General features: G+C 70.4%; 25 protein-coding genes and 2 rRNA genes. 9 read left to right on the forward strand and 18 right to left on the reverse strand.

Features of this window, described 5'->3' with window-relative positions:
* Window positions 1-42 precede the first annotated feature (42 nt).
* The 3 genes from LX88_RS41040 to LX88_RS41050 are packed head-to-tail and all read left to right on the forward strand — an operon-like array spanning window position 43 to window position 2,412.
* Window positions 43-1,164 carry a sensor histidine kinase gene (locus LX88_RS41040; protein ID WP_258953145.1) on the forward strand — a complete coding sequence of 374 codons (1,122 nt, stop codon included), beginning with the start codon at window positions 43-45 and terminating at the stop codon, window positions 1,162-1,164.
* Window positions 1,161-1,826 (forward strand): response regulator transcription factor, encoded by a 666-nt coding sequence (locus LX88_RS41045; RefSeq protein WP_258953146.1) that lies wholly within the window; start codon window positions 1,161-1,163, stop codon window positions 1,824-1,826. Before LX88_RS41040 ends, LX88_RS41045 begins: the two co-directional genes overlap by 4 nt.
* 10 nt (window positions 1,827-1,836) lie before the next feature.
* Entirely contained in the window at window positions 1,837-2,412 is a 576-nt protein-coding gene (locus LX88_RS41050) for a nucleotidyltransferase family protein (RefSeq protein ID WP_258953167.1), read from the forward strand.
* Window positions 2,413-2,452: 40 nt separating this feature from the next.
* Here LX88_RS41050 and LX88_RS41055 read toward each other — a convergent pair whose 3' ends face one another.
* Window positions 2,453-2,635, reverse strand: coding sequence for a hypothetical protein (locus LX88_RS41055; RefSeq protein WP_258953147.1), 183 nt, complete (start codon window positions 2,633-2,635; stop codon window positions 2,453-2,455).
* Window positions 2,636-2,737: 102 nt separating this feature from the next.
* Here LX88_RS41055 and LX88_RS41060 point away from each other — a divergent pair, with 102 nt between their 5' ends.
* Together LX88_RS41060 and LX88_RS41065 are read left to right on the forward strand one after the other, a co-directional pair.
* A complete protein-coding gene (locus LX88_RS41060) occupies window positions 2,738-3,478 on the forward strand; it encodes an SIS domain-containing protein (RefSeq protein WP_258953148.1) in 741 nt (246 codons plus the stop codon).
* A 79-nt stretch (window positions 3,479-3,557) separates the two neighbouring features.
* Window positions 3,558-5,117: a penicillin-binding transpeptidase domain-containing protein gene (locus LX88_RS41065; protein WP_258953149.1), complete on the forward strand. Its 1,560-nt coding sequence runs from the start codon at window positions 3,558-3,560 to the stop codon at window positions 5,115-5,117.
* Here LX88_RS41065 and LX88_RS41070 read toward each other — a convergent pair.
* The 7 genes from LX88_RS41070 to LX88_RS41100 all read right to left on the reverse strand — a co-directional run bounded on the left by LX88_RS41070 (window position 5,107) and on the right by LX88_RS41100 (window position 13,537).
* On the reverse strand, window positions 5,107-5,742 hold the full coding sequence (locus LX88_RS41070; protein ID WP_258953150.1) for a response regulator transcription factor: 636 nt from the start codon (window positions 5,740-5,742) through the stop codon (window positions 5,107-5,109). The two genes, LX88_RS41065 and LX88_RS41070, sit on opposite strands and share 11 nt — an antisense overlap.
* The gene (locus LX88_RS41075) at window positions 5,739-6,887 is read right to left on the reverse strand and encodes a sensor histidine kinase (protein WP_258953151.1); all 1,149 of its coding nucleotides are present in this window, start codon (window positions 6,885-6,887) and stop codon (window positions 5,739-5,741) included. Before LX88_RS41075 ends, LX88_RS41070 begins: the two co-directional genes overlap by 4 nt.
* Window positions 6,888-6,914: 27 nt before the next feature.
* Window positions 6,915-8,510, reverse strand: coding sequence for an FAD-binding oxidoreductase (locus LX88_RS41080; RefSeq protein WP_258953152.1), 1,596 nt, complete (start codon window positions 8,508-8,510; stop codon window positions 6,915-6,917).
* A gap of 162 nt (window positions 8,511-8,672) precedes the next feature.
* The gene (locus LX88_RS41085; protein ID WP_258953153.1) at window positions 8,673-10,559 is read right to left on the reverse strand and encodes an ABC transporter ATP-binding protein; all 1,887 of its coding nucleotides are present in this window, start codon (window positions 10,557-10,559) and stop codon (window positions 8,673-8,675) included.
* Between the two features lie 93 nt (window positions 10,560-10,652).
* Window positions 10,653-11,465, reverse strand: a complete 813-nt coding sequence (locus tag LX88_RS41090; RefSeq protein ID WP_258953154.1) for an enoyl-CoA hydratase/isomerase family protein — start codon at window positions 11,463-11,465, stop codon at window positions 10,653-10,655.
* Window positions 11,466-11,524: 59 nt separating this feature from the next.
* Window positions 11,525-11,734, reverse strand: a complete 210-nt coding sequence (locus LX88_RS41095) for a helix-turn-helix domain-containing protein (RefSeq protein WP_030473247.1) — start codon at window positions 11,732-11,734, stop codon at window positions 11,525-11,527.
* 174 nt (window positions 11,735-11,908) lie between these two features.
* On the reverse strand, window positions 11,909-13,537 hold the full coding sequence (locus tag LX88_RS41100) for an ABC-F family ATP-binding cassette domain-containing protein (protein ID WP_090065172.1): 1,629 nt from the start codon (window positions 13,535-13,537) through the stop codon (window positions 11,909-11,911).
* Between the two features lie 147 nt (window positions 13,538-13,684).
* Here LX88_RS41100 and LX88_RS41105 point away from each other — a divergent pair, with 147 nt between their 5' ends.
* Window positions 13,685-14,449: an SDR family oxidoreductase gene (locus LX88_RS41105; RefSeq protein WP_258953155.1), complete on the forward strand. Its 765-nt coding sequence runs from the start codon at window positions 13,685-13,687 to the stop codon at window positions 14,447-14,449.
* Window positions 14,450-14,514: 65 nt separating this feature from the next.
* Here the strand turns inward: LX88_RS41105 and LX88_RS41110 are convergent, their stop codons facing one another.
* Entirely contained in the window at window positions 14,515-15,402 is an 888-nt protein-coding gene (locus tag LX88_RS41110) for a LysR family transcriptional regulator (RefSeq protein ID WP_258953168.1), read from the reverse strand.
* An 80-nt stretch (window positions 15,403-15,482) separates the two neighbouring features.
* Here LX88_RS41110 and LX88_RS41115 point away from each other — a divergent pair, with 80 nt between their 5' ends.
* Window positions 15,483-16,364 carry an EamA family transporter gene (locus LX88_RS41115; RefSeq protein WP_258953156.1) on the forward strand — a complete coding sequence of 294 codons (882 nt, stop codon included), beginning with the start codon at window positions 15,483-15,485 and terminating at the stop codon, window positions 16,362-16,364.
* Window positions 16,361-16,936, forward strand: a complete 576-nt coding sequence (locus LX88_RS41120; protein WP_258953157.1) for an NAD(P)-dependent oxidoreductase — start codon at window positions 16,361-16,363, stop codon at window positions 16,934-16,936. Before LX88_RS41115 ends, LX88_RS41120 begins: the two co-directional genes overlap by 4 nt.
* Here the strand turns inward: LX88_RS41120 and LX88_RS41125 are convergent.
* Genes LX88_RS41125 through LX88_RS41145 form a run of 5 tightly spaced genes read right to left on the reverse strand, consistent with a single transcriptional unit; the run spans window position 16,902 to window position 19,487 of the window.
* Window positions 16,902-17,378 carry a GNAT family N-acetyltransferase gene (locus LX88_RS41125; protein WP_258953158.1) on the reverse strand — a complete coding sequence of 159 codons (477 nt, stop codon included), beginning with the start codon at window positions 17,376-17,378 and terminating at the stop codon, window positions 16,902-16,904. The genes LX88_RS41120 and LX88_RS41125 overlap by 35 nt on opposite strands.
* A gap of 17 nt (window positions 17,379-17,395) precedes the next feature.
* Window positions 17,396-17,869 carry a hypothetical protein gene (locus LX88_RS41130; RefSeq protein ID WP_258953159.1) on the reverse strand — a complete coding sequence of 158 codons (474 nt, stop codon included), beginning with the start codon at window positions 17,867-17,869 and terminating at the stop codon, window positions 17,396-17,398.
* Window positions 17,869-18,372 carry a SigE family RNA polymerase sigma factor gene (locus tag LX88_RS41135; RefSeq protein ID WP_258953169.1) on the reverse strand — a complete coding sequence of 168 codons (504 nt, stop codon included), beginning with the start codon at window positions 18,370-18,372 and terminating at the stop codon, window positions 17,869-17,871. The genes LX88_RS41130 and LX88_RS41135 overlap by 1 nt, the downstream gene beginning before the upstream one ends.
* A 10-nt stretch (window positions 18,373-18,382) precedes the next feature.
* The gene (locus tag LX88_RS41140) at window positions 18,383-18,775 is read right to left on the reverse strand and encodes a hypothetical protein (RefSeq protein WP_258953170.1); all 393 of its coding nucleotides are present in this window, start codon (window positions 18,773-18,775) and stop codon (window positions 18,383-18,385) included.
* A 31-nt stretch (window positions 18,776-18,806) separates the two neighbouring features.
* On the reverse strand, window positions 18,807-19,487 hold the full coding sequence (locus LX88_RS41145) for an acVLRF1 family peptidyl-tRNA hydrolase (RefSeq protein ID WP_258953160.1): 681 nt from the start codon (window positions 19,485-19,487) through the stop codon (window positions 18,807-18,809).
* A 420-nt stretch (window positions 19,488-19,907) separates the two neighbouring features.
* Between LX88_RS41145 and LX88_RS41150 the strand changes: the two genes are divergently transcribed.
* A complete protein-coding gene (locus tag LX88_RS41150; protein WP_245983909.1) occupies window positions 19,908-20,714 on the forward strand; it encodes a hypothetical protein in 807 nt (268 codons plus the stop codon).
* A gap of 132 nt (window positions 20,715-20,846) precedes the next feature.
* Here LX88_RS41150 and LX88_RS41155 read toward each other — a convergent pair whose 3' ends face one another.
* The 4 genes from LX88_RS41155 to LX88_RS41170 form a co-directional block, all read right to left on the reverse strand.
* Window positions 20,847-23,636: a S8 family serine peptidase gene (locus LX88_RS41155; RefSeq protein ID WP_258953161.1), complete on the reverse strand. Its 2,790-nt coding sequence runs from the start codon at window positions 23,634-23,636 to the stop codon at window positions 20,847-20,849.
* Window positions 23,637-23,783: 147 nt separating this feature from the next.
* Window positions 23,784-25,325, reverse strand: a complete 1,542-nt coding sequence (locus LX88_RS41160; protein ID WP_258953162.1) for a deoxyguanosinetriphosphate triphosphohydrolase family protein — start codon at window positions 25,323-25,325, stop codon at window positions 23,784-23,786.
* Window positions 25,326-25,479: 154 nt separating this feature from the next.
* Window positions 25,480-25,596 (reverse strand): 5S ribosomal RNA (gene rrf, locus LX88_RS41165).
* A 112-nt stretch (window positions 25,597-25,708) separates the two neighbouring features.
* Window positions 25,709-25,818, reverse strand: a 23S ribosomal RNA gene (locus LX88_RS41170); the annotation flags it as partial.

Here is a 25,818-nt window from a genome sequence, read left to right on the forward strand (position 1 = left end):
CTTGTCATGCCGTTGTTAGGTAGTCGCGGGCATGCTGGCGGCATGAGCAAGCTGCGCGGCGGAACCATCGGGGTGCGGTTCACGATCCTGTACGCCGCCGTGTTCCTCGTGTCGGGCGTCGGACTGCTGGTTCTGACGTTCCTGCTGTCCGGCGGCAGGATGACCGACGTCGCGCCCGCGCCCGGCCTCGACTCGGCGCAGCAGCACGTCCGGCAGCTGCAGGACCAGCTGGCCGAGGTGCACGCGCAGCAGGCACGCCGGCTGCTGGCCGGGTCGCTGCTGGCGCTGGTCGTGATGGCGGTCGTCTCGCTGCTGGTCGGCCGGGTGCTGGCCCGGCGCGTGCTGCGGCCGTTGCGGACCATCACGAGCGCCACGCGGCGCATCTCCGCCGACAGCCTCGACCGGCGGCTGGCCGTCGCCGGTCCGGCCGACGAGGTGAAGGGCCTTGCCGACACCATCGACGAGCTGCTCGAACGGCTGGAGGTGTCGTTCGCCGCGCAACGCCGCTTCGCCGCCAACGCCTCCCACGAGCTGCGCACACCGCTGACGACGATGCGCGCATCACTGGACGTCGCGGTCGCCAAGCCCGATCCGGCCGCGTCGACGGTGGCGCTCGCCGACCGCCTGCGCGTGCAGCTCGACCGGGTCGACCACCTGCTCGACGGGTTTCTCGTGCTGGCCAGGGCGCAGCACGGCGCGCTGGCCGACTCCGCCCCGGTCGACCTCGGCGAGCTCGTGGAGACGGCGCTGCACGACCTGTCCGGCGAGGTGCGGGCGAAGGGGCTGACCGTGGTGGTGGACGTGCCGCCGGGAACGGCGACTCAGGGAAGTCCGGCGCTGCTGGCACGACTGGTGGGCAACGTCGTCGACAACGCCGTGACGCATAACGAGGCCGGTGGATGGGTCCGGGTCTCCGGATCCGTGAGCGAGCAGACGGAGCTGGTCGTCGAGACCGGCGGAGCCGTCTTCGAGCAGCGGGAGGTCGACCGGCTGACCCAGCCGTTCGAACGGCTCGGCGGCGAGCGCATCGGCTCCTCGGGTCTCGGACTGTCCATCGTGGCCGCGATCGCCGCCGCGCACGGCGGGCACGTCGCCCTGCTCGCCCGGCCGGAAGGCGGCCTGCGGGTGTCGATCACGCTGCCGGTCGCGGCGGTACCGGCGTGAGGGTCCTGCTGGTGGAGGACGACGCCGCCCTCGCCGAGGTCGTCGCGGAAGGACTGCGCGACCAGGGGATGCCCGTCGACCTCGCGCACGACGGGCTGGTCGCCGCCGCGAACCTCGACGTCACCGCGTACGACGTGGTGGTCCTCGACCGGGACCTGCCGGGGCTGCACGGCGACGTGCTGTGCCGGATGATCATCGAGCGGCCCGGCCGGCCGATGGTGCTGATGCTGACCGCGGCGAGCGCCCCAGGCGACCGGGTCAGCGGGCTCACCCTGGGTGCCGACGACTACCTCGCCAAGCCCTTCCACTTCCCGGAGCTCGTCCTGCGCGTGCGGGCGCTGGCCCGCCGCAGGCCGGACGCCAGACCCCCGGTGCTGCGCGCGGCCGGGATCGAGCTGGACCCGGTGCGCCGGACCGTCGTGCGCGACGGGCGGCGACTCGCGCTCTCGGTGAAGGAGTTCGCCGTGCTGGAAGCGCTGCTGGAGGCCTGCCCCGGCTTCCTGAGCGCCGAGGCCCTGCTGGAGCGCGTGTGGGACGAGCACGCCGATCCGTTCACCAACACCGTCACCGTCACCGTGGGCCGGTTGCGCCGCAAGCTCGGTGAACCGCCGATCATCGCGACGACACCGGGAATCGGCTACCGGATCCACGGGACGCAGTAGATTCGTGACCATGCGCGTGGCCGGTCTTCTGCTCGCCGCGGGGGCCGGCCGCCGGTTCGGTTCCCCCAAGGCCCTCGTCCCGTTGCACGGCAAGCTCTTCGTGGACTCGGCCGCCGAGCTGCTCAGAGCCGCCGGCTGCGACCCGGTCGTCGTGGTGCTCGGCGCGCAGGCGGCGGAAGTGCGGCGGCAGGCCACCCTGCAGGGCGTGACCGTCGTCGACAACCCCCACTGGGACACCGGCATGGGGTCGTCGCTGCGCACCGGCCTGCACGCCGTCGGCAGCGCTGACGCGGTGGTCGTGCTGCCCGTGGACACCCCCGGCGTCACCGTCGAGGCGTTGCACCGCCTCATGGCCCTCGCCGGACCGGAAGTGCTGGCCCGGGCCACCTACGACGGCGAGATCGGGCACCCGGTGCTGATCGGGTCGGACCACTTCGCGGGCGTCATGGCGTCGGCGGCGGGCGACCAGGGCGCGCGGGACTACCTCCGGTCGAACACCGTCCGCCACGTCGAGTGCGCCGACGTGGCGGACGGTGCGGACATCGATCGGCCCGAGGACCTCGGGCGCCGTACCGGCGGAGCTTGACGCCCGAGGCACTCAGCCGTCGTGGTCGTCGACGACCCGTCTAGGGCCTGGCCCGGACCGCCGCCCTGGCACATCCGACGGCGACGACGAGCAGCGCCAGCCCCACCCACACCGGCCACAGCTCGGAGTAGGTGACCGCCAGCGCGATGTTCGTGGCCGCCGCCGCCGCGAACACCGCGACCAGCACGACCCAGAAGTAGAAGTACCGCCTGATCAAACCCACCCCCTGTCCGTGAGCGCCGGCGCACCCCTCATCGCGCGTATCGAGGTTTGTGGTGCCCGGGTTACTGGTGAGGTCATCTGCAATCGGGTACTACTGACCGGCATGACGACCGACACCGTGACCGGGTCCGACTACGGCAATCTCGTGCGCACGCACCTCACGCGCGTCGAGCAGCACAACGCGGCCGCTCTCGACGACGTGGCCGAGCTCGTGCTGGCCGCCGTCGAGGCCGACGGGATCCTCCTCACCGCGGGAGCGGGGCACTCGCTGGCGGCGGTCGCCGAGACCTTCTACCGGGCCGGTGGCCTGGCCTGCGTCCGCCCGGTCTACCACCCCGAACTGCTCCCGATGCACGGCGCGATCAGCAGCACGTCGGCCGAACGGCGCTCCGGCCTCGCGGGCGAGGTCCTGCGCGAGTCGGGTCTGGCCCCGCACGACGTGCTGTTCGTGTTCTCGACGTCGGGCGTCAACTACTACCCCGTCGAACTCGCCCAGGAGGCCGCGAACAGAGGCTGCCCGGTGGTGGGTGTCACGTCGGTGGCCTCCAGCGCCCAGGCGCCCCGCCGCGCCGGCGCGACCCTGGCCGAGGTCTCGACCGTCGTCCTCGACAACCTGGTCCCGCCCGGCGACTCGACCTACCCGGTGGACGCCCCGGTCACCGCGGCGATCTCCACGCTGGCCACCACGTTCCTGTGGAACCTGCTGATGGTGCGGCTGATCGACAAGGCGGCCGCGTCCGGTGTGCGGCTCCCCCTGTGGCGCAGCGCGAACGTGGAGGGTGGCGACGCCGCCAACGCCGACCTGCTCCGCCACTACCAGACCCGCATTCCGCAGCTGGGATAGGTAGAAACCCTCACAAATCCTCAGCGGCCTGCCGTTATTCTCCCACCGGGGAAGCACTTACCTGGGGGGATTCGACCAAGTGGACCAGAAGACTCGTAGATGGATCCTGATCGGCGGCGCGCTCGCCACGACGGCTGTGGTCGGCGTGGCGGGCACCCTGCTCTGGTCGGGCAGCAGGTCCGTGGTGGTCGCCGACGCACCGGTCAAGCCGGCGGAGACTCCGGCGCAGGTGGCCACCTCGTTCCTGACGAGGGCGTTCTCGGGCCCGGCCAGCGCGGCCGTCTTCACCGACGCACCGGCGGCGGCGACCACGGCACTGGAAGCCAGCAAGGCGGGCATGGGCACGTCCGCGTACCAGGCCACGGTGGCGGCGTCCCCGCCGCCGGCGGCTGACGCCACGACGACCGAGCTCACCGCGTCCGTCACCTGGACGATGCCGAGCGCCGCCCTGCTGAAGTACGACGTCAAGGTCCCGATGATCCGCGCCGACGGTGCCTGGAAGGTCCACTGGACGCCCGCGGTCGTCCACCCGCAGCTGACCGACGGCGCGTCGCTCACCTACCGCAAGGCGCTGGCGGAAGGCGCCCTGCTGGGCCGCGACGGCAAGGCGCTGACCCAGGGCACGGTCCCGGACGGCCTGTACAAGTCGATCACCGCCACCGTCGGTGACGTGAAGGGCATCGACGGCTGGGAGGTGGGCATCACCGCGGGCGGCGCGTTCACCGTGCTGGACACCAAGAAGGCGGAGGGCGGCGAGAAGATCACCGTCACCATCGACCCGGCCCGCCAGGCAGCGGCCCAGGCGGCCGTGGACGCCCTCCCGCAGGGCGCGGCGATCGTGGCGATCGAGGCCTCGACCAGCGAGATCCTGGCCGTGGCGCAGAACAAGGCGCTGGCCGGCACCAACCCGTTCGTCGGCCGCTACGCCCCCGGCTCGACGATGAAGGTCGTCACCGCGGCGGCGGTCATGAACGCGGGCCTGGTGCAGAGCGGCACCGCAGTCCCCTGCCCGGCCACCGCCACCATCGGCACCCGCAGGATCAGCAACGCGGACTTCGGCCACGACAGCCTGCCGTTCCACACGGCGTTCGCGCTGTCCTGCAACACGACGTTCGGCGACCTCGGGTCCAAACTCGACCCGAACGCCCTGCCGGACATGGCGAAGCGGTTCGGCCTGGGCGCCGACTGGGTCATCCCCGGTGCCGAGACGAACACCGGCAAGGTTCCGCCGGCCAGCGGCGACCAGCGGGTGGAGAACAGCTTCGGCCAGGGCAACGTGGTGGCCAGCCCGTTCGGCATGGCCCTGGTCGCCGCCACCGTCGTCTCGGGCAAGACCCCGAAACCGGCGCTCCTGCGTGGTAAGCCGTCCGAGCCGAACGACGTGGCGGCCGGCCCGCCCGCCGCCGTGCTGGCGCCGCTGCGCGCGATGATGCGCGAAGTGGTGACCGCCGGTACCGCGAAGCAGCTCGCCGGAATCCCCGGCCTGGCCGGGAAGACCGGCACGGCGGAGGTCGGCAGTGGCGACGCGCACGGCTGGTTCGTGGGCTACCAGAACAACGTGGCGTTCGCGGTGATCGTGGAGAAGGCGGGCTCGTCGGACAGCGCGATGAAGGCGACGGCGGCGTTCCTCAAGGGCTGAACCGCTGTTCGCGCGGGACGAGCAGCCCGCGGTGGAACGCCTCGGTGACGGCGGCCGCCCGGTCGCCCACCTCCAGCTTGGCGTAGATGTTGAGCAGGTGTGACTTGACGGTGGCCTCGGTGATGAAGAGTCCCTTGGCCACGTCGCGGTTCGTCGCCCCGCCGGCGACGAACCGCAGCACCTCCAGCTCGCGCGGGCTGAGCACCTCCGCGGCGGCACTGCGCACCCGTCTCATCAGCAACGCGGCCGCGGCCGGGGCGAGCACGGCCTCGCCCCGCGCGGTGGCCCGGACCGCGCGCACGAGTTCGTCGCGCGGAGCGTCCTTGAGCAGATAACCCGTGGCTCCTGCCTCGACCGCCGCCACCACGTCGCTGTCGTTGTCGTACGTGGTCAGCACCAGCACGTGCGCGACGCCCGCGAGCTCCCTGGTCGCGGTGAGGCCGTCCGTGCCCGGCATGCGCAGGTCCATCAGCACGACGTCGGGCCGCAGCGCCTTGGCGAGCCGCACCGCCTCGGCTCCGTCGCCCGCCTCGCCGACCACCTCGAAACCGGGGTCCTGGGCGAACATGCTCGTGAGCCCGTCCCTGACCACCGGGTGGTCGTCGACGACCAGCACCTTGATCACGCTCTCGCCTCCAGTGGCACGCGGGCTGAGACCCCCGTGCCCGCACCGGGTTCGGACTCGACCTGCACGGTGCCCGCCAGGCCTTCGATCCGCTGCCTCATCGCCTCGAGCCCGAACCCTCCCGGCCGGACGTCACCGAACCCGCGGCCGTCGTCGCGCACGTCCAGCGCCACCTCGGCCTCCAGGTACGACAACGTGACGCCGACCCGGCTGGCCCGCGCATGCCTCGCCACGTTCGCCAGCGCCTCCTGCGCCGCCCGCAGCAGCGCGAACTCGGCCTCCGGCGCGATCAGCCGCGCGTCACCCGTGGTCGTGACCTCGACCGGGATCCCGTGCAGCGCCGACCACTTCCCGGCGACGCCGGTGAGCGCCTCGGTCAACCGGGCCGTGCGCAGCGGTTCGGGACGCAGTGCCGAGACGGACCGTCTCGTCTCGTCGAGGCTTTCCCTGGCCAGCTCGGTGGCGGCGGCGACGTGCCGGGCCCACGTCCTGTCGTCGGCCGCGCGGAGCTGGCTGATGATGCCGGTCAGCCCCTGGGCGAGCGTGTCGTGGATCTCCCGAGCCATCCGCTGCCGTTCGTCACGCACCCCGGCCTCACGGGCCTGCACGACCAGTTGCTCGTGCAGCGTGGCGTTGTCCGCCAACGACTCCGCGAGCCGGCGGTTCGCCTCACGTGCCTGGGCGAGCGCCTGCTCCCGCTCCGCCTCCTGCTGTTCGGCCTTCCGCGCCACGAACGCGTACGCGCACATGGGCACGGCGTTGCCGGCGATGACGGCGAGCCAGATGGCGACGCCACCAGCGGTCGACTTGTCGACCCCGTACGCCTGGGCCGTGCCCGCCACCACCGCGACCGCCGCCACACCGGCCGGTTGCCACGGAAAAGCGATCGTCCGGAAGGTGTAGAAGTACGGCACCGGCGTGAGGAACCCGAACAACGGGTTGAGCACCACCAGCGCTCCCGTGAGCGCGGTCAGCCCCACGGCGACCACCCACGGCCTGATCCGCAGCGTGGTCCCGGCCGCCAGCCAGGCCGCCACGACCACGCACAGCACGAGTTCGGCGAGCACCGGCCGTTGGTCGAGCGTGGTGGCTAGGGCCAGCAACGCCAGCAGGACGTGCGGCCACCGTGCCACGGGAATGCTCATCCGCGTCCTTCCCCCTGGTTCGGGAGCCTAGCCAGGTTCGATCGCTAGTGAGTGAGTGAACACATTGCGCGGATCCCAGCGGGCCTTGATCCGTTGCAGGCGCGGGTAGTTGTCCTTGTAGTAGAGGCGCTGCGCGGACACGCCAGAGGTGTTCCACGCCGGGTCCGCCAGGTCGGCGTCGGCGTAGTTGATGTAGGAGCCGTCGTTGACGTCGTTCGGCACGGGCACGCCACCGGTGTCGGCGTACACGTCGCGGTAGAGCTCGCGCACCCAGGCGAGGTTGGCCGCGTCTTCGTGTTCCTCGATCCAGACGGACTGGTAGACCGCCTTCATCACCACGTCCCGTTGCGCGATCGCGGTGTCCTGCGGCTTCACCGCGTTGGCCTGGCCGCCGTACCCGATCAGCAACACGCTCCCCGCCCCGCCGCTCGGGCTGGTGAGGTTGCGCCACAAGGCGTTCAGCTGCTTCGGGGCGAACGACCGGCGCAGGTAGGCGGCCTTGATCTTGTACCGCCGGGTGAGCACGTCGCCCGGCTCACCGGTGCCCGGCCACGTCATCCGGTGCAGCCACGGCATCGTCTTGCGCAGGTCGTACACCGGCGTGAGCCCGAGACCTGCCGACACGGCGCCCACGAACTCCGTCACCATCGCGTCGACGCCCGGCAGGTCCGCATCGGCCTGCACCGCGAGCATCGCCACTCCGCCGGCCTGGTGCTTGACCTCGAGGATCCCGTACAACCCGGCCTGCGGCGCACCCGGCGCGCTGTTGCGCTCGTGCCACGTGCCGAAGTTGCGCAGCAATCCGCTCAGCTTCTCCTCGGTGAGCTGCCCCCAGTCCCAGAAGACCACGTGCTGCACCATGTTCCGCGGCACCGGCGGCAACAACCGTTCGCCGGCGTCCGGCGACCGCAACCAGTACTTGGTGACCACACCGAAGTTGCCGCCACCTCCCCCGGTGTGCGCCCACCACAACTCCCGGTGGGGATCCCCCGGCTCCCGCGTCGCGACCACCACGCGCGCCCGGCCGTCCTTGCCGACCACGACGACCTCGACGCCGTAGAGGTGATCCACCACGGCCCCGTACCGGCGCGACAACGGCCCGTACCCACCACCCGCGATGTGCCCACCGGCTCCCACCTCCGGACACCCACCGCCAGGGATCGTGACACCCCACCCCGCGCACAACGTCCGGTACACCTGCCCGAGCGTCGCCCCCGGCTGCACCGAGAACGCGTTGCGCCGCGCGTCGTACCCGACGTCGTTCATCCCCGAGAGGTCGAGCAACGTCCGGACCTCCGGCGCGGCCGTGAGGTTCTCGAAGCAGTGCCCACCACTGCGCACCGCGATCCGCCGCCCGGCCCGCACCGCCTCGTCCACCGCACGGACCACCTGGTCGGCCGAGGTCGCCACCCGAATCTCGTCGGGCTGCCCGGCGAACCGGAAGTTGTTGCCCCGCAGAAGGTTTTCGTACCGCACATCGCCCGGCGCGATCCGCACGGCACCGCCCTGCGCAGCCGGACCGGCCGCCGCCACCGCCCGGCCCTGTCCCATCAGACCACCCGCCGCCACCGCACCGGCTATCAGCGCTCGCCGGCTCACATGCCCGCCCCCGGAGTTGCTCATCCCGATCCCTTCCGCCTTGGTGGTTCTCACCGTGGCGGAACGGGATCTCCGGGACATCAGCCGATCACCCGGTCGGGAGGATGAGCCGCGACCCAGCCGATCGGCTGGGTGGGCTCACCGCCCACCCGGCCGTCCGCGCTCCTCTGGCGACCGGCCGCGGGGTCAGTTCGTCTGCGACACCTCGACGCGTTCGCTGAACTTCGGCGTCGGCAGCACGCCGACCACCGGGGGCTCGGCGAACTGGGTGTTGTAGAGGTCGGCGTAGCGGCCCTCGGCCGTCATCAACTCGGTGTGCGTGCCCCGTTCGACGATGTCGCCGTGCTCCAGCACCAGGATCTGGTCAGCCGCGCGGATCGTCGAGAGGCGGTGGGCGATCACCAGCGACGTGCGGCCGTGCAGCGCCTCGGTCAGCGCCTCCTGGACGGCGGCCTCGGACTCCGAGTCCAGGTGTGCGGTGGCCTCGTCCAGGATCACCACGCGCGGCTTGGCGAGCAGCAGGCGGGCGATGGTGAGGCGTTGACGTTCGCCGCCGGACAGGCGGTAGCCGCGTTCGCCGACCACTGTGTCGAGCTGGTCCGGCAGCGAGGCCACCAGGTCGAGCAGGCGGGCCCTGCGCAGCGAGTCCCACAGGTCGTCGTCGGTGGCGCCGGGTGAGGCGTACTCCAGGTTGGCGCGGATGGTGTCGTGGAAGAGGTGCCCGTCCTGGGTGACCACGCCGACGGACGCGCGCAGCGCCTCGAAGGTCAGGTCTCGGACGTCCACTCCGGACAGACGAACGGAGCCCGAGTCGACGTCGTAGAGCCGGGGCACGAGGGACGCGAGGGTGGACTTGCCCGCGCCGGACGAGCCGACCAGGGCTACCAGCTGACCGGCCTCCGCCTTGAAGCTGATGCCGTGCAACACTTCCTCACCGCCGCGGGTGTCCAAAGTGGCCACGGACTCCAGCGAGGCCAGCGACACCTTGTCCGCCGACGGGTACGCGAAGCGCACGTCCTCGAACTCGACCGACACCGGGCCGTCGGGCACCGGGCGGGCGTCCGGCTTCTCCTTGATCATCGGGTCGAGGTCGAGCACCTCGAAGACTCGCTCGAACGACACCAGCGCCGTCATCAGGTCGACACGCGCGTTCGCGAGGGCCGTCAGCGGGGCGTACAGGCGGGTCAGCAGCAGCGCGAGCGACACCACGGCGCCGGCCGCCAGGTGCCCGGTCAGCGCGAGGTAGCCACCCAGGCCGTAGACGAGCGCCTGCGCCAGCGCCGACACCAGCGTCAGGCCCGTCATGAACCAGCGGGTGGCCATCGCGGTCCGGATGCCGATGTCGCGGACCTGCGCGGCCTTCTCGGAGAACTCCTCCTCCTCGCGGGCCGGACGGCCGAACAGCTTCACCAGCGTCGCGCCGGGCGCCGAGAAGCGCTCCGTCGACTGGGTGACCATCGAGGCGTTCAGGGTGGACGCCTCGCGCTGCATGTCCGCCATGCGGCGGCCCATCCGCTTGGCGGGCAGCACGAACACCGGCAGCAGCACCAGCGCCAAGGCGGTGACCTGCCACGACAGCGTGAACATGACGGCCAGCGACAGCACCAGCTGGATGATGTTCGTGACGAAGCCGGACAGCGTCGAGGTGAACGCGCGCTGGGCGCCGATCACGTCGTTGTTCAGGCGTGAGACCAGCGCACCGGTGCGGGTGCGCGTGAAGAACGCGACGGGCATCTTCTGCACGTGGCCGAACACGGCACGACGCAGGTCGTAGATCAGGCCCTCACCGATGCGCGTCGACTGCCAGCGCTCGACCAGGCCCAAGCCCGCGTCGACGATGGCGATCAGCGCGATCGCCACGGCCAGCCACACGACCACGGACGGCACGGAGCCGCGGACGATCGCGTCGACCACGCGGCCGGCCAGCAACGGCGTCGACACCGCGAGAACCGACGAGACGACCGTCAGCAGCAGGAACACCAGCAGCTTCGCCCGGTGCGGCCGGGCGAAGGCCAGAACGCGGCGGAACGTGCCCCGGCGCACCTTCGAAGGCGCGTCCGAGGCCGCTCCCATCATGAATCGCCAAGAGCTGTATCCGTCCACGCTGTCTAGAACAGCACAGCGGTCTGACAATTCCTTCGCGGACCGCTACAGCGGCGGAAAGGTTCAGCTTTGAGCGGACAGGGCCGCGAACGACTGCAACCGGCGCAGCTGGGCGGCGCGCTCCAGCGCGAGCTGCGCTTCGGCCGTCGGCGACTCCGCGGCGGCCAGGATCAACGCCAGCGTCTCTGACACGGCTCCGGCCATCGGCTTGAGAACGGCGGCCACGAGCTCGTCGACGGCGCCGTCGAGCCCGTCCGCGGGCACGACGGAGTTCGCGAGGCCGATCCGCAGCGACTCCTGCGCCGACACCCGGCGGGAGGTCACGCACATCTCGGCCGCGCGCGAGTACCCCACGAGCCGCACCAACGGCAGCGTGCCGCCGAGGTCGGGCACCAAACCCAGCCCGGTCTCGGCCATGCAGAACTGCGCGTCCTCGGCGAGCACGCGGAAGTCGCACGCCAGCGCCAACTGGAAACCCGCGCCGATGGCATGCCCTTGCACCGCGGCGATCGTCACGCGTGCGGGGTCGCGCAGCCAGGTGAACCCGGCCTGGTACGACGCGATGCGGGCGTCGGCCTCCGCAGCGGGAAGCGACAGGATCGCGCCGAGACCACCGGGTTCGCCGTCGACGGGCTCACCGGTGAACATCCGCCGGTCCAGCCCTGCCGAAAAGGCACGGCCGGAGCCCCGGACGACCACGACTCGGACGTCCGGGTCCAGCTGTTCGCCGATGTGCCGCAACGCCTGCCAGGTAGCCGGCGTCTGCGCGTTCAGCACGTCGGGACGATCGAGCGTGATGGTCGCGCGCGGCCCGGAGATCGTGAGCCGAACGCCACCGCGCTCGAGCACACCAGCGTCGATGGAAGGCACTGGCATGGTCGTTACCTCCGGCGGACTAGAAGCTAGTTACCGGAGAGTAGCAGTCTGAGTTCTGGTTACTTCTTCTTCGTCCGGGTGGCGCCACCGCGACCGCGCAGCGTGACCCCGGATTCTGAGAGAACCCGGTGCACGAAGCCGTAGGAACGCCCGGTGCTCTCCGCCAAAGCCCGGATGCTCGCGCCCTTTTCGTACTTCTTCTTCAGGTCAGCGGCCAGCTTGTCCCGTGTGGCGCCGGTGATCCGGGCACCCTTCTTCAGGTCAGCCACCTTGTCCCGCCTTCCGTACGAGCAGGTGGGCCGTTTGACGGCCCCTGTCGTCGCAATGATCGAACAGGAACCGGCAGAACGCCAGGTGATCAAGCAAAGAGATCGGTGAACGGTCGATTCGATCACACTCAGTTGATCACAGAACGCGCTCGGTAATCCTTTGACGGGTGGAGATCACGCCAGCTGAACGAGGTCCAGGTAGTCCTCGGACCAGTGGTCCTCGGTGCCGTCGGGCAGCAGGATGACCCGTTCGGGCTCCAGCGCCTCGACCGCGCCGGGGTCGTGCGTCACCAGGACGACGGCACCCTCGTAGCGCCGCAGCGCGTCGAGCACCTGCTCGCGCGAGGCCGGGTCGAGGTTGTTCGTCGGCTCGTCGAGCAGCAGCACGTTCGCCGCCGACGACACCAGGCCGGCCAGCGCCAGCCGCGTCTTCTCGCCACCGGACAACGTGCCGGCGGGCTGGTCGAGCTGCTCGCCGCTGAACAGGAACGTGCCGAGCAACGACCGCAGCCGCTGCTCCTGCTCGTCCGGCGCCATGTGGCGGATGTTCTCCCACACCGACGCGTTGTGGTCGAGCGTCTCGTGCTCCTGCGCGAAGTAGCCGATCTTCAGGCCGTGACCGGGCACGACGCCACCGGCGTCCGCCTTCTCGCTGCCGCCCAGCAACCGCAGCAGCGTCGTCTTGCCGGCGCCGTTGAAGCCGAGCACGACGACGCGGGAACCCTTGTCGACGGCCAGGTCCACGCCGGTGAAGATCTCCAGCGAGCCGTAGGACTTGCTCAGACCCTCTGCCATCAAAGGGGTCTTGCCGCACGGGGCGGGCGACGGGAAGCTGATCTTCGCGACCTTGTCGCTCTGGCGCACGTCGTCGAGACCGTCGAGCAGCTTCTGGGCGCGCTTCGCCATGTTCTGCGCCGCAACGGCCTTCGTGGCCTTCGCACCCATCTTGGCGGCCTGCGTCATCAGCGCGCCGGCCTTCTTCTCGGCGTTGGCGCGCTCACGGCGGCGGCGCTTCTCGTCCGTCGCACGGGCCTCGAGGTACTTCTTCCAGCCCAGGTTGTAGATGTCGACCTCGCCGCGCATCGCGTCGAGGAACCACACCTTGTTCACGACCTCGTCGAGCAGTTCGACGTCGTGCGAGATCACGACGAGACCGCCGTCGTGCGACTTGAGGAAGCCGCGCAGCCACGTGATCGAGTCGGCGTCGAGGTGGTTCGTGGGCTCGTCGATCAGCAGGATCGTGCTCGACTTGGCACCGATGCCCGCCTCGGACGCGGCGAACAGGATGCGGGCCAGCTCGACGCGGCGGCGCTGGCCACCGGACAGCGTGCTCAGCGGCTGCGCCAGGACGCGGTCCGGCAGGCCGAGGTTCGAGCAGATGCGAGCGGCTTCGGACTCGGCGGCGTAGCCACCGAGCGAGGAGAAGCGCTCTTCGAGCTTGCCGTACTTGGCGACGGCGACGTCGAGCTGGTCCGGGTCGACCAGCTCGGCCATCTTCGACTGGGCCTTCTCCATGTCGCGGAGCAGCTGGTCGAGACCGCGCGCGGACAGCACGCGGTCCTTGGCGATGACCGACAGGTCGCCCTCGCGGGGGTCCTGCGGCAGGTAGCCGAGCGCGCCCTTGCGCATGATGGTGCCCGCGTAGGGCTGGCCCTCACCGGCGAGAACGCGCAGGGAGGTGGTCTTGCCGGCACCGTTGCGGCCCACGAGGCCGATGCGGTCGCCGGGCTGAACGCGCAGGTTGGCGCCGCTCACGAGAATGCGTGAGCCCGCGCGCAACTCCATGTCAGTTGCGGTGATCAAAAGAAACTCCGAGTAGCTACAAGAACTCCGGGCATGGCAAGGGATGGCACGTCCGGTTCGGCCTACTCCAGGAGGATCACGCAACCATCCTACGGGATCGCGACCATCGAATTTCCCACCTGTGGCGGGACGCATAGATTGCGGCCCATGAGCGAAGACTTCTCGGGCAAGGCCGCGCTGGTCACCGGCGCGTCCCGCGGCATCGGCCACGGCATCGCGCGCGAGCTCCTCTCCCGCGGCGCGTCCGTCACGATCACGGGCCGCAAGGCCGACCAGCTGGACGAGGCGGCCAGGCAGCTGGCAGCCGACACGGGCGGTCGCGTCCTCGCGGTCGTGGGCAACGCCGCCGACGACGCGTCGCGCGAAGAGGCTGTGGCGCGCACGGTCGAGGAGTTCGGCCGCCTCGACGTGCTCGTGAACAACACCGGCATCAACCCCCAGTTCGGCTTCCTGGTGGAGGCGGACCTGAACGCCGTCAAGAAGATCTTCGACGTCAACGTGGTGGCCGCGCTCGGTTTCGTGCAGCTCGCGTGGAAGGCGTGGATGGGTGAGCACGGCGGCGCGGTCGTGAACATCGCGTCGGTCGGCGGCATCCGGTCCACGGGCGTGATCGGCGCGTACGGCGCGTCCAAGGCGGCGTTGATCCGGCTGACCGAGGAACTCGCGTGGCAGCTCGGCCCGAAGGTGCGCGTGAACGCCGTCGCGCCCGCCGTGGTGAAGACGAAGTTCGCGGAGGCGCTCTACGTCGGCCGCGAGGAGGAAGCCTCGCAGCAGTACCCGATGAAGCGCCTCGGCACGCCGGAGGACATCGCCTCTCTCGTGGCTTTCCTGTGCTCGGACGGCGCTTCGTGGATCACCGGCGAGACCATCCGCGTCGACGGGGGTCTGCTCGCCACGGGCACCGCGGGCTGAGCCGCGGCGCCGCGGTCCACGCTCGAGCAGGGGTCCTCCGCAGGGGGTCCCCTGCTTTCATCCTCTCAGGCACCACCGGCAGTTTCGGGCACTCCGAGCACGTCCAGGAACGCCGCGGCCGCCGGGGTCAGCCCGCCCGCGCTCCACACGAGGTGCTCCACCCGCGAGGGCCCGTCCACGATCGGCACGGTCACCACCCCGCTCAGCCGCGGCGTGTACCGCGACGGCAGCACGGCCACCGCGAGCCCCTCCCGGATCAGCCCCGCCATCAACTCCGCGGTCGTCACCTCGAACGCGACCTCACGGTGCAGCCCCGCGATCGAGAAGGCCTGGTCCGACTGCGTCCGCCCCGGCGACCCCGCCGGGAAGTCGGCGAACAGCTCCTCCGCCAGGGTCCGCAGGTTCGTCGACTCCTGCCGCGCGAGCGGGTGCTCCGGCGCCATCACGGCCACGTGCTCGTCGCGCGCCAGCTCCCGCCCCCGCACGCCTTCCGGCCGCACCCCGAGCGGCAGGCCGAGGAACGCGAGGTCGAGGCCTCCCTGCCGCACCTGGTCGACGAGCTCGTAGCTCGACTGCATCCGCAACGCGACCCGCACCTGCGGATACCGCTCACGGAACACCTTCAACGCGGCCGGCAGGTCCACGGCGGCAACGGTCGGGATCACGCCGACCACCACCCGTCCGCGCACCTCCCCCACCGCCGCCGCGACCTCGGCCTCAGCCCGTTCGGCCAGGTCGAGGCACTGCCGCGCGGACGGCAGGAACGCCGCGCCCGCCGGGGTCAGCCGCACGCTGCGGCTGGTGCGTTCGAACAACCGCGCGCCCAGCGACCGTTCGAGACGGGCGATCTGGTGGCTCAACGCCGACTGCACGACCAGGCACTGACGGGCGGCCTTGGTGAAGCTGCCCGTCTCGGCGACCGCAACCACGTACCGCATCTGCTGGAGCTCCACGGCATCCATCTTGAATCACGATGGATCGGATGAAAAGCATGTGTTGGACTCATTGATCGAGCGCACCAACACTGGACGACGTGAGAAACAGCGACCTCTCCCGCACCGCGCTCGCGGCGTTCGCACCGGTGGTCTGGGGTTCGACCTACGTGGTCACGACCGAACTGCTGCCGGTGGGTCACCCGCTCTTCGCGGGGTTGCTGCGCGCGCTTCCCGCTGGGTTGATCGCGCTGGCGCTGACCAGGACGCTGCCGCGGGGGTCGTGGTGGGCGAAGGCGGCCGCGCTGGGAGTGCTCAACATCGGCCTGTTCTTCCCGTTCCTGTTCATCGCGGCCGAACGCCTGCCCGGTGGCGTGGCGGCCACCCTGGGCGCCGCTCAGCCGCTCGTGGTGGCGCTGCTGGCGGTCGGGGTGCTCAGGGAGAGCCCGTCCGCGTGGCGGCTCGCCTGGGGCGTGATCGGCATGCTCGGCGTCGGGCTCGTGGTCCTCGGCCCGGCGGCCGGGTTCGACCTGGTCGGTGTGCTGGCGGGACTGGGCGGCGCCGCGACCATGGCGCTCGGCGTGACGCTGACGAAGAAGTGGGGCAGGCCGGACGGGGCGAGCCCGACGGCGTTCGCGGGCTGGCAGCTCACCGCGGGCGGGCTGTTCCTGGCGCCGGTGACGTTCCTGTTCGAGGGCGCGCCGCCGGCGATCGGCCTCACCGCGCTGCTCGGCTACCTGTGGCTCGGCGGTGTCGGCGGCCTGCTCGCCTACGTGCTGTGGTTCCGCGCGATCACCACGCTGCCGGTCACGTCCGTCTCGATGCTCGGCCTGCTGTCCCCGATGGTCGCGGCGGTGCTCGGCGTCGTCGTCCTCGGCCAGACCCTGAACCCGCTGCAGCTCACCGGGTTCGCACTCGCCCTCGCCGCGATCGTGGCCAGCCAGCGACCGGCACCCGTTCTCGCCAAAGGAGTTCTCCAGTGAAGATCGCAGTTGTCGGCGCGTCCGGCATGGTCGGTTCGCGGGTCGTCGCCGAGGCGGTGCGGCGCGGGCACGACGTGACCGGTGTCTCCCGCCGCGCCGGCGGTGACGCCACCGACCGGGAGCTGATGGACGGCGTCCTGTCCGGAGTGGACAGTGCGGTGGTGGCCACCACGGGCGTCACCTCGGCGGTGGTGCTCGACGCGGCGTTCGCGACACGTACACGGGTTGTCGTCGTCGGAGGCGCCGCCCCGCTGCGCACACCGGACGGCACCGGCCTCGTACTCGACGACGAGCGGTACGTGCCGGCGCACATCCGTCCCGTCGCCGAGGCGAGCATGCGCCAGCTGGCGGAGTGCCGCGCCCACCAGGCCGACTGGGTGTACCTGAGCCCGCCCGCGCTGCTCGAACCCGGCGACCGCACCGGCTCCTACCGGCGCGGCACGGACGAGCTGCTGACGGGTCCGTCCGCGATCTCGGCGGAGGACCTCGCCGTGGCGGTGCTCGACGAGCTGGAGTCCCCCGGCGCGGACCGGCACTTCACGGTCGCGAGCCGAGCTCAAGCCGCAGGATGATCTCGCCGTCGTCGTCGACCTCTCCGGTGGGCACGAACCCGAACCCGCGGTAGAACGGCTCCGGCGACCCCTCCCCCGGCACGCAACTGGTGAGCAGCTCCGTGGCCCCGGCGGCCCTCAGCAACGCCACGACCTCGTCGAGGATCGCGCGGCCGTGACCGCGGCCCTGGTGCTCGGCGCCGACGAGCAGGCGCCACAGGAAGTACGGCCCGCACAGGCCGGGACCGGGAACGTTGTCCCAGCTCAGCATCACGAACCCGACCGGCACGTCGCCGTCGCAGGCCGCGCGGAACCACGGCTTGGCCTCGGGGTTGTCCCGAGCGTCCGCGAAGGACTTCTCGACGGAGGCGACGAACCGCTCCTGCGCTGGATGCACGCGCACGGCGACCACGGCGTCGCGATTGGCATCGGTGATCTCGACCAGGCGGATCTGAGCGCTCATGGCCCGGATCATGCCGCTCAGCGCGAGGTCTGCGGCACCGAATGAGCGGCGGAGGACGACGAGGGTGGCTGCACGGACGTCGGCGGCACGCCCTGGTTCGACACCGAGCCGGGCGGCGGCGTCGTAAAGCCGGGCGGGGTCGTCGACTGGACCGGTGGTGTCTGCGGGGCGTGCGAACTGGGCGGGCTCAGCGTCGTCGGCGTCGGCTGCACGGAAGGCGACGACGGCGAGGTGGTCGGCGGAACCTGCGACGTCGTCCAGGACGGCCCCGGTGTCGCCGGTTCCGGGGGCGCCGCGGCCGGCAGCACGGCGAGCGCCACGGCCACGACCCCCACGGTCGCGAGCCCGCTGCCGACCACCGCGATGGTGCGGCGCCGGGACCGCACGGCCTGGCCGCGCTGGATCAGATCAGCCGCGGTGACGGCACGCGGCGGCGCCCCTTCCTGGTGCAGAGCGGAGAAAGTCGCCCTCAGGTCGTCTTCGCGAACCATCACACCTCCAGCCTCAAGTGGTCGAACTCCGGTCCCAGCTTGCGCCGCAGCGTCTCCAGGCCCTTGCTGCTCTGCGACTTCACCGTGCCCGTCGAGCAGTTCAGCGCCGTCGCGGTGTCCTCGACGCTGAGATCGTGCCAAAAGCGCAGCACGAGGACAGCGCGTTGCCGTGCGGGCACGGCGGTGAGCGCCTGCCACACCACGAGCCTGTCCTCCGCCGCGGTGACGGAGGACAGGCCCTCTGGGGGTGCGTCAGTCAGCTTCTCCCTGCGCCACCGCACCTTGCGACGCTCCGCGAGGAACGTCCGCACGACGATCTGACGCAGGTACGGCTCCAGCCCCGACCGGTCCGAGAGCTTCGGACCGGCCAGGTACAGCTTCAAGAACCCCGACTGCATGAGGTCTTCCGCCTCGTGCCAGTTCCCGCACAACAAGAACGCGGTGAACCGCATCGAGTCGGCGTACCGGTCGAAGCAGTCGGTGAACTCGGCCTCCCAGTTCAGAGGTGACTCCCTACCGGGCGGTGGACGACGGCGCCGGCGTCGTGGCGGGCGGGGCCGAGGTCGTGGGGCTGGGGCTGTGGCTGACCGGCGGCGTCGGCAGGACCGACGGGGGCGCGGTCGTCGGCGGGTACGCCGGGTGTGACGACGGTGGCAGCACGGTCGTGGGCGGGTGGTTCGGCTTCGACGACGACGGCGGAACCGCGGTCGGCGTGACCTCGGGCGCGGTCGAGGACGGTGGCGGCACGGTGGGACTGGTCGAGACCGGGGACGACGTGGGCGGCTGCGGAGCCGAGGTCGTGGGCTGGGGCGCGCTGCCGCCACCGCTCAGCGCGAGGGCGGGCACCGCGATGCCGATGGCACCCAGCGCGACCGCTCCGGCCACGATCACCATTCGTTTGCGCACTTGCAGCTCCAGCAGGTCAGTGGCGCCAGGATCAGGCACCCTCACCCGTATCCATGTGGCTGAGCCCCGGTCCGGTTGCCCGTGTGTCCTGGATCACGATCTCGACGCAGCGGGCTCGTTCCGCGGCCTCGTCCAGCACCGTCCGCCGAGGTTCCGGCACGTCCAGCACGCGGTCCTCGGCCCTGCTGAAGACGCCCGAGAGCCTGCGGTCGTTGCGCAGCACGTCCAGTGCCTGCCAGTCGCCGCCCAGCACGACGCCGTCGAGGTCGGCGAGCCGCGGCACGAGCACCCTGGCCACGTCGTCCGCGGCGGCCTGCAGCGCGACTCTGGCCTGGCCCTCGCGCCGCCGGGCGAACCGCTGCTGCGACCACCCGCCGGCCCGGATGCGGCCGTGGACCTGCTTGCGGTCCGTGGCGGACACCTCGACCTTGCCGCCGAACGCCACCCCGACGCTGTGGCCGCCGAGCCGCACGAGGACCAGCCCGATCCTTCGCGGCTCCGTCAACTTTTCAACTACCTCTAATAGAGAGGTACCGCCGCGCGTCGCGAACGTGGCCGTCGCGCCGTCCTCTGCGGTGATGACGACCTCGGCTTCGGTCACGCGGACCTCGGTCGCACCGTGCCGGTCCGCGAACCGGTCGATCCAACCGGCAACCCGTTCCGGCTCGACCTCGACGGCCCGTCCACCGGGCACCGGACGCACCCTGCTCACCTGGCCGCCACCCCCTGAGCCCCGTGGCCGAGGCCGATCATCATGCACGCAGTAGAACCGGTCCGACACAGGCCGTGAACGCACAGAGATGTTACTGATGGGTTCGATTCACTTGACAGATGAGTCTCGAAAGCGTGAACTCATCAACCGTATGGATTAACCATTGACTCCATCCGGCTCCGACCAGCGATGTTCACGGACGGGTAGGGTCACTGGGGCGTGATCTTATGACAGCGGGGAGTCACCATGACGACTGCTGCCGGTCGACCAACACTGACCGTCGAGGACACTGACTCGACGGGTCACGGCAGCCTTACGCAACTCTTGACGACGGGACCGTTCCCGGAAGCGTTGAGGGCGGCGATCAAGGCTAGCCGACTCAGTCTCGACCGCATCCAGCACCGGTTGGCACTGCGCGGAGTGACCATCAGCGTCGCGACGCTCAGCTACTGGCAGTCAGGACGACGAAGGCCTGAACGCCCTGAATCACTGGAGGCGCTGCGGCACCTCGAGTCGGTTCTGGGAGTGCCTCAGTCGGGTCTGTCGGCGTTGCTCGGTCCACCTCGTCCGCGAGGCCGCCGTTGCCGCCCGACGACGATGATGCCGATCGACGCCCTGTGGGCGCGAAGGGAGCGGGTCGCGAACCTGCTCTCGAAGGTCGACACGTCCTCTGACCTGAAGCTCGGCCGGATCAGCCAGCACGACCGCATCGAGATCTCTGCCGACGGCGGGCAGAAATCCGTGTGGGTGCGGCAGATCCTCCGCGCGGAACAGGACGGGCCCGACCGCTGGGCGCTCGTGTTCGAGACCGAGGAGTCCGACGTGCTCCCCGAGATCCTGAACGTGCGCAACTGCCACCTCGGCCGGATCGCCCGTGACCACGAGGCCAACATCATGGTCGCGGAGATGATGTTCGAACGGCCTCTGGCCCGGGGCGAGACCCTCATCATGGAATACCAGCTGGTGTTCCCCGAGGGCCACGCACCCAAGGGCAACAACACGTTCGCGCGCAAGTTCCGGCTGCCGGTGCGCGAGTACGTGATCGAGGTCCGGTTCGACGAGACGAACCTGCCTTCGCGCGTGCAGCAGTACAGCGTGCCCGCGGGCGACGAGACGCCCTCGCGGCGGCGCAACCTCACCCTGGACTCGGGTGGCGGCGTGCACGCCGTGGCGCTCGGGTTCGGTCCCGGCGTGTTCGGCATCCGGTGGGAGTGGCCGAACCGCTAGCAAGGCTTGGACGACGTCAGGGGCGCTTCCCGATCCGGGAGGCGCCCCTGTCGCCGTTCCGGCGTCAGGACGGCACGGAGAAGGCCCCCGGCTCGCGAGCCGGGGGCCTTCCGTTGCGTCGAGCTCAGGTCATCAGACCCAGCCGGCGGCGCTGAGGGTCACCGAGCGGATCGAACCGCGGTCGGAGCCCACCACGTCGGCGACCTTGAAGACCCACGTGCCGTCGACGGGCTCCGCGGTCAGCGAGGACAGCGGCGCACCCGCCTTCCACGAGCCGGTGAACGGCGCGTTGGCGCTCGTCACGCTCGAGAACGGCGACGTGGCCGCGTCGTCGAACACGGCCTGGCAGATGTTGTTGCCGGTGCCGCCCGCCCGCGAGAACAGCGTCACGGACTTGCCGGACGGCGAGGTGAGCGTGCCCACCAGGTCGCCGACGAAGGTGTGGTCGATGCCGACCGTCGTGGAGCCCTCGGTGGCCGAGCACGTCGCGCCGTCCACGGAGAACTTCAGGTTCGACGCCGCACCGACACCCGTCACGGCCAGCGGGATCGAGGCGCCGGTCTGGTCGTTGTCCGGAATGGCGACCGGTGCGCCGGTGTACGCGAACGACTTGAAGTCGCGCGACGGCTCACCCACGCGCAGCGTGAACGAGCTCGTCGTCGGTGACGTCGAACCCGCGTAGGTCACGCGTGCGTCGAGCTTGACCGCCGAACCGAGCGCGGCCGAGGCCGGCACGGTCACCTTGTAGGTGTTGCTGACGGTCTGGCCCGGGTCGATGTTGCCGTAGTACTTGGAGCGCGGCGCGATGGTCACGCCGGCCGACGTCGTCGACAGCACGACCGAGGTCGACGCGGCCGAGCCGTCACCGTTGTTGGCCACCGGCACCGTCACCGTGGCACTGGTGCCCGGCTTGAGGAAAGCGCTTCCGTCGGCGTCGTTGACGATCGTCGGCTTCTGCGCGCGAGCCAGTGCCTGCGGCGACGCACCCGTGTACTGCAGGACGCGGTCGGCCATCACGATGCCGGCGCCGGTGCGGTTGTCCACACCGGACTCGACGATGTCGATCGCCGTGGCCACAAGGGCTTCCTTGACCTCGGCGGGCGTCAGCGTCGGGTTGCCGGACAGGACGAGGCCGGCGATGGCGGCGGCGTTCGGAGCAGAGGCCGACGTGCCGAAGAACGGCGCGAAGCCCGGCACCGACGTGGTCACGCCGTCGGCCGCGGTGATGTCCGGCTTCTGCCGGGTCTCGGCGAGCGGCGAGCCGTCCGGTGCGAAGAACGTCTTGCGCGGTCCGTCGGAGGTGAAGCGCTCCGGCTTCTGCGTGCCGTCGAAGGCGTTGGGGTACGGGCCCTTCGGGTTGGCGGGGTCGCCCGGTTCGAGGTCGAACGGCAGTGCCGCGGCGGCGGGTGCGGCCGCGACGGAGATCGCGCCCTTGGCCGCCGAGTGGCCGCGGGTGGTGCCCGGCGTGACGTACTTCTTCAGGCCATCGTTGGTGTCGGCGAAGCGGCCACCGAACAGCGACAGCGCGAAGTACTTGTCGTCACCGCGGTACTTCACGACCGCGAGGCGCGTCCCGGTCGAGCTCGCCGGGGTGTTGATGCGCTCGTACGGGTCCTGTGCGCCGTCCTGGTTGTTCTGGCTGAACGTGACGACGTTGCCCTGGGCGTTGACCAGGTAGAGGTCGTAGTCGTTGGCCGACTGGCCGAGCGGGTCGGCCCAGTGCAGCACCGTCGGGGTGTCGCCCGAGAAGTTCGACAGCGGGTTGAACAGCTGCTTGGCGTTCGGGTCCGGGTTGAAGTCGTGCGCGGAACCGGCGAACTTGCCGACGCCCACACCCGAGTCGACGAACTGGCCCTCGTAGTGGCCGGAGGTGCCGTCCTCGACGTTGCCCTGATTGCCCGCGCTGGAGAAGAACATCGCGCCGTCGGCGACGACCGCGTCCACCGCGCGCGCGATGATGCCGTCCTGGAACGGCGACTCGTTGAAGTAGATGACGTCGTCGACGATGACGTCGCAGCCGAGGTCGAAGCGCAGCTTCTTGATGTTGTCCGCGAAGCTCGCGTCGCCGTTGAACGCCGTGGCGAAGCCGAGTTCGGCGTTGGGCGCGAGGTCGTGCAGGATCTCGAGCATCGCGGTGCCCTCGTCACCGGAACCCGCCTGACCCGGCACGATGTCGACGGCCGGCAGTTCGCCGGAGGCCTGCGACACGGCCAGCGAACCCACACCGTCCGACAGCGCGCAGAGCTTCACGCCGACACCGGTCACGCGGAAGGAAGCGCGTGCGGCCTCGGCGTTGTGCGCCTTGTCGCTTTCCGCGACCTTGGCGGCCTGGACGGAGAGCTGCTTCTCCGAGAGCCGGCGCTCGACCTCCCTCGACTTGTCCTCTTTGGACGGAGCCTTGCGGGACCTGGTGTCCTTCTTGTTCTTCACGTCCTGGGTCATCGCGTCGCTACCCGGCTCGACACGGGCGACGTCGGAACGCCCGGCGATCTCGGCGATCTTCGCGACCGGAACCTCCGCGCGCACAGTGCGGTGCTCGGGGGACACTGCCCGGATCTGTCCGCCCGCCGCGCGGACAGCGTTGACCAGGTCCTCGGAGTACTGCTTGGCACGGATGTCTACGAGAGTGGTGGACTTCGGCGTCACGGCAACGCCGGTCTGCACCTGCGGAAGGGCGCTCGTGGTACCAGTTGAGACGCGCTTGCGCGCCTCAACGACCAGTGCGCTGTCCACCTTGGACTCGGCAGGGGTGAGCGACTTCTTGATGCTCTGCAGCGCGGAGATCTGCGCTGCCGTGCGGTCGCTGATGGACTTGGACGCCTTGCCCGGATCAGCGGACGCCGGCGTGACTGCGGTGAGTGCGGCCAGAAGAACTGCGGTACCTGCGGTGACTAAGGTCGTGCCTCTTCGAGATCGGCGCACAGGAGTTTCTCCCCCGAACGTTGGCGTGCCCCCGAGCACGCGGCCTGCGACCGGAGATTCCCGGTCGAGGCGCCAACGTATGGTGCTTGCGTGATCACAGTCAGCATCCGATTGGGCTACTTCCCACTTAGCAGACGCAATCACACTTCACAGAACAAAAGCGTCAGTCCACAACTGACCGGTTCGCCCGGAAAGGGCTTCCAGCAGTGCGGCTGCCTGGTTGTCGGTGAGTGACGCAACGAAGTCGACGACCGCACGCCCACGTGCCAATCCCCTTACGGCATCAGGACCAACGGGCAGCTCACCGGCGGCACCGACCAATGTGGACGGCTCCGTCCGGGCGAGCGCCGCGTACTCCGTTTCGGCCAGCTCCACCAGATCGTGCAACCTGCGCGGCAACCGGTCCGCCTCCGCCCGGTCGGTCACCCACTGCTCCAGGGCGTCCACGAGCGAACTGAGCAAACGCGCCTGTCCACGTTGGTGCAAAGCCAGATCCGGGCGCAGCAACACAAAGCGGCGGTGCACGAACTTCAACACCTGCACCTCGTGCCACTGTGGAACCGCGAGCACCACGTGCCCGGACCGCGGCGTGGGCTCCTCGATCACCCCGACCGCGTCGACGAGCCGGCGCGTCCACCGGGCACTGAACCCGGCGACCGCCTGCTCGGCCTCGACCGACCCGTCGAAGGGCACCGACAGCAACCCGTCGACGAGTTCCTTGCTCACCTTGCGCACCGCCATCGCGAACGCCTCGTCGCTCATCACCCAGGAGTCCTTGAGGTGCATGCGCCTGCGGAGCGTCTCCAGCGACCGCCCGGGCATCCGGATCTCGGCGTAGAGCTCGGCGTCGCTCAGCCCGGCGAGGTCGAGCGCCTGCGCCTGCCACGTGCCGAGCTCGGCCGCGACCGTCGCGTGCTGCAGCACGCCGACACGGTGGAAGTCCTCGAGGTCGTGGATCGCGTACGCGATGTCGTCCGCGGTGTCCATGACGCTCGCCTCGACGGTCTGCTGCCACGACTCGACGCGACCCTCGAACGGCTCGCGCGCCTGCCGCAGGTCGCTGATCTCCGTCACGTACGCGGAGAACTTCGAACTGCCGGTGCCCGGCATGTCGTCCGGCTCGGCCGCACCCCGGGGCGCGACCGGCAGGCCGAGCGGCTCGTGCCGCGTCCACGGGTACTTCAGCATCGCCGCCCGCACCGCCACGGTCAGGTCGAGGCCGAGTGCCTTCGGGCCGCGCACGTCCGTGGTCGTGACGATCCGGAACGACTGCGCGTTGCCCTCGAACCCGTCCGGCAGCCCGAACCTGTGCCGGGCCAGCCGATCGAGGACCTGCTCCCCGAGGTGACCGAACGGCGGGTGCCCCAGGTCGTGCGCGAGGGCGGCGGCCTCGACGACGTCGGGGTCGCACCCTCCCAGCTTCTCGAGCACCGCGGTCAGCTCAGGGCGGTTGGTCAGGCGCTCGGCGATGGCGCGTGCGGCCTGGGCGACCTTCAGGCTGTGGGTGAGGCGGTTGTGCACGAGCAGGCCCGAGCCAGTGGAGCTGACGACCTGGGTGACTCCGCCGAGCCTCGCGAAGAACGGGGAGCTCGCCACGCGGTCGCGGTCGACCCGGAACGGGTTCGTGGCGAGGTCTGCGGTCCTTCCCACGCCGGCTGACCTTCGGGCGGTGCGGTGCTCGTTGTGCATGGTGGAGAAGGTACCGGGCAGCCAGGAACTCGGCGTATCACGCGCCTTCCTCACCGCACGGTGGCGCTGATGATCGCGCCGAAGCCGGCGAACGCAGAAAACCCCCGAGGGGAGCGCTTGTGGCGCTCGACCCTCGAGGGTTTTCTGTACGTAAGTTCGGCGGCGACCTACTCTCCCACACCGTAACCAGTGCAGTACCATCGGCGCAGAAGGGCTTAACTACCGGGTTCGGAATGGGACCGGGTGTTTCCCCAACGCTATGACCACCGAAACACTATGAAATTACAACCTGAACCCCGACACCAGCAGCAAACAAGCCTGCCGGCGGGTTCGATCGGTCCTGGTTGTTCTTCCAGAACCGCACAGTGGATGCGTAGCGTCTTTGTAACAAGTCCTCGGCCTATTAGTACCAGTCAGCTCCAACCGTTACCGGTCTTCCACCTCTGGCCTATCAACCCAGTGGTCTAGCTGGGGGCCTTAACTCACGAAGAGT

Origin of the sequence: Lentzea californiensis (assembly GCF_024648825.1) — a bacterium.
GTDB classification, from domain to species: Bacteria; Actinomycetota; Actinomycetes; order Mycobacteriales; family Pseudonocardiaceae; genus Lentzea; species Lentzea californiensis.

Bases quoted from the DNA above. Each gene is read 5' to 3' on its own strand.
- LX88_RS41105 (WP_258953155.1), top strand. From the start codon at position 13,685: ATGAGCGAAGACTTCTCGGGCAAGGCCGCGCTGGTCACCGGCGCGTCC.
- LX88_RS41040 (WP_258953145.1), top strand. From the start codon at position 43: ATGAGCAAGCTGCGCGGCGGAACCATCGGGGTGCGGTTCACGATCCTG.
- LX88_RS41160 (WP_258953162.1), bottom strand. From the start codon at position 25,325: ATGCACAACGAGCACCGCACCGCCCGAAGGTCAGCCGGCGTGGGAAGG.
- LX88_RS41080 (WP_258953152.1), bottom strand. From the start codon at position 8,510: ATGAGCAACTCCGGGGGCGGGCATGTGAGCCGGCGAGCGCTGATAGCC.
- LX88_RS41060 (WP_258953148.1), top strand. From the start codon at position 2,738: ATGACGACCGACACCGTGACCGGGTCCGACTACGGCAATCTCGTGCGC.
- LX88_RS41130 (WP_258953159.1), bottom strand. From the start codon at position 17,869: ATGGTTCGCGAAGACGACCTGAGGGCGACTTTCTCCGCTCTGCACCAG.
- LX88_RS41085 (WP_258953153.1), bottom strand. From the start codon at position 10,559: ATGGGAGCGGCCTCGGACGCGCCTTCGAAGGTGCGCCGGGGCACGTTC.
- LX88_RS41090 (WP_258953154.1), bottom strand. From the start codon at position 11,465: ATGCCAGTGCCTTCCATCGACGCTGGTGTGCTCGAGCGCGGTGGCGTT.
- LX88_RS41075 (WP_258953151.1), bottom strand. From the start codon at position 6,887: ATGAGCATTCCCGTGGCACGGTGGCCGCACGTCCTGCTGGCGTTGCTG.
- LX88_RS41125 (WP_258953158.1), bottom strand. From the start codon at position 17,378: ATGAGCGCTCAGATCCGCCTGGTCGAGATCACCGATGCCAATCGCGAC.
- LX88_RS41050 (WP_258953167.1), top strand. From the start codon at position 1,837: ATGCGCGTGGCCGGTCTTCTGCTCGCCGCGGGGGCCGGCCGCCGGTTC.